At 30.8% G+C, this 5429-nt stretch carries 9 protein-coding genes and 1 pseudogene; all 10 read left to right on the top strand.

The features are described from left to right. Positions 1-119, top strand: a pseudogene (locus CLTEP_RS14755) (IS982 family transposase); the annotation flags it as partial. A gap of 1460 nt (positions 120-1579) precedes the next feature. Further along, positions 1580-2038: a hypothetical protein gene (locus CLTEP_RS13425; protein WP_066827544.1), complete on the top strand. Its 459-nt coding sequence runs from the start codon at positions 1580-1582 to the stop codon at positions 2036-2038. Positions 2039-2119: 81 nt separating this feature from the next. Continuing rightward, positions 2120-2278, top strand: a complete 159-nt coding sequence (locus CLTEP_RS14985) for a hypothetical protein (RefSeq protein WP_161938388.1) — start codon at positions 2120-2122, stop codon at positions 2276-2278. A 15-nt stretch (positions 2279-2293) separates the two neighbouring features. Further along, positions 2294-2569: a hypothetical protein gene (locus tag CLTEP_RS13420; RefSeq protein WP_066827541.1), complete on the top strand. Its 276-nt coding sequence runs from the start codon at positions 2294-2296 to the stop codon at positions 2567-2569. 71 nt (positions 2570-2640) lie between these two features. Beyond that, entirely contained in the window at positions 2641-2967 is a 327-nt protein-coding gene (locus CLTEP_RS13415) for a recombinase zinc ribbon domain-containing protein (RefSeq protein WP_066827539.1), read from the top strand. Positions 2968-3040: 73 nt separating this feature from the next. Continuing rightward, the gene (locus CLTEP_RS13410) at positions 3041-3454 is read left to right on the top strand and encodes a hypothetical protein (protein ID WP_066827538.1); all 414 of its coding nucleotides are present in this window, start codon (positions 3041-3043) and stop codon (positions 3452-3454) included. 51 nt (positions 3455-3505) lie between these two features. Next, complete coding sequence (locus tag CLTEP_RS13405; RefSeq protein ID WP_066827536.1) at positions 3506-4069, top strand: hypothetical protein; 564 nt, start codon at positions 3506-3508, stop codon at positions 4067-4069. Positions 4070-4210: 141 nt separating this feature from the next. Continuing rightward, positions 4211-4717 (top strand): IS607 family transposase, encoded by a 507-nt coding sequence (locus CLTEP_RS13400; RefSeq protein ID WP_066827534.1) that lies wholly within the window; start codon positions 4211-4213, stop codon positions 4715-4717. After that, positions 4718-4903: a hypothetical protein gene (locus CLTEP_RS15215; protein WP_066827532.1), complete on the top strand. Its 186-nt coding sequence runs from the start codon at positions 4718-4720 to the stop codon at positions 4901-4903. It abuts the gene before it with no gap. Between the two features lie 54 nt (positions 4904-4957). Continuing rightward, a partial coding sequence (locus tag CLTEP_RS13390) for an IS200/IS605 family accessory protein TnpB-related protein (protein ID WP_242863952.1) occupies positions 4958-5429 on the top strand: 472 nt, incomplete at its 3' end.

The raw sequence follows: 5429 nt of genomic DNA, 5'->3' as shown, positions 1-5429 counted from the left end.
GGGGCTTTATTACTAGAATAATTAATAAAGTATTAGCTCATAATCTTTGTTTCTTTATCAATAAAACGTTAGGTATTAATGTAAATCCAGCTAAAATTAAACAACTTATATTTGGTTAATTATTCCTCAAGCGAACTTGATTTTAGTGGATACTTATACTTATTCTTAATGGAATAATTATCGTTTAAATAAAAATTATTCTATTAGCACAACGGGTTATTGCTATTAATTTTTAGTGCATTATACTTTCGTAGTATAATTAACTGCCATGAATTAATTAAAAGTATTACGAGATTTAAATAATTATTAACTCAATTTTTAAACTTGTAAATTACAAGTCTAAAATGGTTCTTCCGAACCCCAAACAGAATAATCGGTAGAATGTAATGTTCTATTTGTTCCCGTTTTCTAATAAATATAGGTCTACAAAAGTCTCAATCATCCAGCCACGCTTGCAATGCTTTCAAAGCCATGTTGCCTTTTACACAACTCCGGCTTTTGTTTCGCCTTTTCCGACCATTAGTAAAAGGCTTCTTTTGTTATTTTTCCGTACTTAATCAATGAAAACTGTTTCTTGTAGGATTTACTGTATATTTTCAAAGCAGGATTTTCTGCTTTTTTCTCCCATAGGCGAAGCTACCCCATCTCCTCACAGGTATGTCCAGTGCTGCGAAAGGGGCCTGACACAGTATTCAGTATTGATATGTCCGGTCAGAGCAAAGTATATTTACCGCAGCTTTTGTAGACACGGAAGTGTTGTTCCCGCTCCACGCATTACTGTACAAAAAAGTCGATGAGATCATAAACATCCTTGGGATACAGGACCAGGTTAATAAAAAACACTGATGTTCATTTTATTAAGCCTAAACAGTCGATATGTTTCCTTAAACGTCTATTTTCAAAAAAACAGCTAAAAACTACTAAATATGTTCCCGCGAACGTAAGGTTCAAAAATCAGCCTAAGACATCAACCCCATTTCCTCGTTCCATGTTGAGTGCGTCGTGAAGATAGATAAGAAATAGACACTGAAAGCTTAGTGAAGATGAGTTATCGAAGTTTGAACTTAGCAAGAAATCCCGTATTACGGAGAGTAGCGAAGTAATGTGTCCCTTATAAAAATAAGATTTTGAAGGTTTTTAACTAAAAGATTTATTTTTAAAGGATTTATTTTTTAGTATTGTTGAGAAGATGATGGTATTTGGAGGGGAAAAGATTATTGTAAGTTTGCTTGATGGTACTGAGATTGAGGTTGTAATTGAATAGATAAATAAATGAGAGCCAGTTTGAGTGATGTAGTACGTTACTTTAACTGGCTTTTTGTAATATGTTAGAACATTAAATAAATTCTTGTTACTTTATGTCGGGAAATATTTACAATGAAATTATTGACAAATTTGTAATGAGGGGTAGAATTATATTCGTAGACAATCTTGTTTATGTAGTTGATAGAACTATCACAAAAAGTATTTTTAAAAGAGGGTATTGCAAAGAGATAAATTGATTCTTTTATTAGTTCAATCTATTCAAAATAATTATGGAGGATATTAATGTTATGAAAAAAATATTAAGTTTTATGTTATGAAAAAAATATTAAGTTTTATGTTAGTTTTTATGTTAGTGTTATCATTAGGGAAGGTTTCATTTGCTAAAAACGTTACAAATGGGTTAAAGGATGGTAAACTAAAAATAGTTAACATAGAAGAACCATTAGGTACTCCAGATGCTAAATATATATTTATTGATGATAATATGAAAAATTCTACTTCTATGGGGTTTTCAATAATGGGAGTTATACAAGAAATGTATAACCATTCATATTATGTAGTTGGTAGTAAGACACTTAAAGGTTATAATGTCGGGCCAACAAACGATAGAAAGTTTTTAATAAGTGCAGCAAGAGGTCAGACTGTATACCTTGAAGAAGAGAAAAGTGTTTCTAGTACTGTTACATATAGTGGCACAGTAGAAGCTAAAATTAAAAAAGTTATAAATGTCAATTCTATTTCCATAACATCTGGAACGTATGAAAGAATTTGAAAAAAAGGCGTATCTTTTAATGGACCAGACTCTAGTTCTAAATATAATTCTAGAGATTTTTATGGAGCAATAGACTATGATTTGTACAATGTTAAAGTAGACAAGTATGATGTATACAAAATTTATAATGGAGGCATAGATACAGGGGAAACAGTAGTATATTACAGTAGTTCTGAATACGTAAATAATGTAAAAAAACCTAAAGGCATTCAATATTCATTAGATTATAATATAAATTAGGAAGGTGGTATTAAAATGGATAAAAAATTCACTTCATTACTTGCACTAATAGTTATTTTAGGTGTTATTGTACTAGGACTTTTTATGAAAATTAATCAATTACAGAAATTTCTTGATAGAACAAATTACATTGGTAGGTATGAATTTTATAAAGCAAACGATATTAATATGGTTATCTTAGACACTGCAACTGGTAGAATGTGGATGAAATACATTTCTCATACAGGTGGTAATCGTGAATGGACTGAAGAAACAAAGTTATTACATCTTATTGAAATGGAAAGACAATAAACAGTTAAACATCAGTGAGACAAAAAGCGAAGGGTTTATACTGTAATGTATCCTATAGGGTATATTATAGTATGATTTTGAAAATATTACTACTTGCAGGAAGAGTTATTTGTGGACACTGTGGAAGTGTTTTCGGAAGAAAGGTTTGGAATTCTAATGATGAGAGATTTAGAAGGATTGTATGGAGATGCAATAACAAATATACGGTCAAGGGAAAAAAGAGCTGTGAGAATAAGCATATAGATGATAAGGTTTTATATCAGGCTTTTGTAAATACATTTAATGCAATACTTGAAAATAAGGATTACTTCATGGAGAAATGGAAGGAAGGGCTTAAGAGTGATAATGCTTTAGTAAGGTATAAGTCAAAGCAGTTTATAGAAATATTAAAAAAATAGAGAGCCGATAGACTAGCAACAAAAACTGCAGTCCAGTTTTTGTAAGGTACCTGACCCCTTACAAAGATTGGAAGTGGAACGAACAATTTTTGTAGCTTTTGATACTCCACTTTCTGTAACCTATAGTTCATCTGGAGGTTACCTTAAAGCAAAAGTATCTGGTGATTTATATGTAAGAACAATCTTCATTCAAGATAAGCTTGATAGAATTTCTGGTTATGCATATTATGATTGGGGTAGCACTGAACAGTTCAAAGCTCACTTGAAGGTTGATGCGAAATGGCCAACAAGCGTAAGACCTGGTGGCACATATAATTACGAATACGGTACGTACACATATGGTGCTCAATATAGTAACACTCCAGGATTCTATGGCAATTCAACACTATACAGCAGTATTATTAGTCTCTATGAAAATACTATGGGATATTTTACTCACAATGAAACTATTGATGTTTACAGCATAGTGACGAGCTTGTTAGACTAAAGCTATGTAGCATTGGCTCTACCATCTGTGGTGTTTTAAGGGGAGGGGATTATGCAAGTAAATAGAAAGAATATAATTATTAAATGGACATTTATGGCATTTCTAATCTTGATGTTCTTAGCTTTTGTCATCCCGATACCAATTAATAGGGTATATGATGCTATAGAGATAAAGATTGATGATCCCTCTTATATTGTTCAATGCCAGGTTAAGATTCAAGGAAGGTATCATTGGAATCTTTTTTTCGATGATATGTTTGACGGGCAGATTGTCATTTCTGATTATAAGCTTACTAATGAGAAATTGAGTAAAGTTTATCTCTCTGATGATGGTTGGCCTCTTGAATACACATACCTCTCAGAAGAAGATGTTAATGGTCGCCCAAATCGCTATACATTTTTTCTAGGACGCTTATATTCAAGATCTTGGTTTCGTAAAATGGCGATAATCGTTTTTAGTAAAAATTCCTTAAATAAGGATGGAGACGGAAAAATTTCAGGCAACTGGGGTGACTGGAATGAAGATGATGGATATTGCATTGTTCCATTAGCCACTAGCAGAGAAGAAGCTATTGATATATTATTGAAAATTGGAATTATTAGCGGTAACCCATAGATCTAAGCATAAAAAATTAGGATCTTTGTAATAGGAGAATACAGCTGTTGTTTAAAAAATGCTCAAACTTAGACAAAATTAACTAAGCTTACCTGACATGTATATAAGCTTTTGATATTATTATATCAGAGGTGAGAATTAATGAAAGATATGATAGATATATCAAAAGCAAGTCAAATGCTTGGTGTAGATACTAAAACATTAAGAAGATGGGATAATGAAGGTAAACTTAAAGCGTATAGAACCTTAGGTGGACATAGAAGATATAAACTATTAGATATAGAAAAATTATTAGGAATTGAAAATCAAAATACAGAAAGAAACGTATTCATATATTGCAGAGTTTCAACTAAAAAACAGCAACAAAGTGGTAATTTGGAAAGACAAAAACAAAGATTAATAAATTATTGCAATAAAAGACAATATAATGTAGTTTATATATTTGAAGAAGTTGCAAGTAGTTTAAATGATAGACGTAGACAATTAATTAAAATGTTTAGAAGATTAAATGAAGTATATACTATAATAGTTGAATATCCTGATAGGTTAGCTAGATTTGGATATAATTATCTTAAAGAGTTTGCAAAATCATTAAATGTAAGTATTGAAGCAGTTGAACAAAACAAAAAGTTAGAACCAAATGAATAAATGGTTAATGATTTAATAAGTATAGTTAGTTGTTTCAGTGCTAGATTGTATGGAGCAAGAGGTGAAAGAAAAATAAAGAAAACTATCAATGAATTAGAAAAAGAAAGGCAGGAGCAAAATATTAATGAAAACAACAATGAGAGCAATATTGATAAATCTAAACGACAAACAGAAATCAATAATTGATAATATGATGTTAGTATTTTGCACTGCAATTAAGGAAAAGCATATCAAGTTGAATTGATAAAAAGAAATGGTAAGTATTATGTTCATATTACTTTTGATGTTCCTAAGACGGAAACACTTTATACAGGACATAATGGAATAATAGGTATAGATACCAATCCAGATGGTTTTGCTTTAACCATGATTGATAATAAGGGTAACTATAAATGGCATACTTATTTGAAACAAAGCGAGTTACTATATGCTAGGGGTAATAGACGTGAAAACCTATGTGGTGAACTTGCAAAACAAATTGTATTAATAGCTAAAACTTATGGTTGTGGAATCGCTATTGAAGATTTAAAATTTAAAAATGACAAAGATGTAGGGAGTAAATTTGCAAGAATTAAACATGGATTTATATATAGTAAGTTACTAACTATGCTCGAATCAGCATGTATACGTGAAGGTATTGAGATAATCAAGGTTAAGCCACAATTTACAAGTAAGATAGGTTTGTATAAATACTGTCATCAATATGGAATGG

This window comes from Clostridium tepidiprofundi DSM 19306 (genome assembly GCF_001594005.1).
GTDB lineage: Bacteria > Bacillota > Clostridia > Clostridiales > Clostridiaceae > Clostridium_AC > Clostridium_AC tepidiprofundi.
Note: the sequence above shows the minus strand (reverse complement) of the source record. Positions and strands in the feature narration are given on the sequence as shown.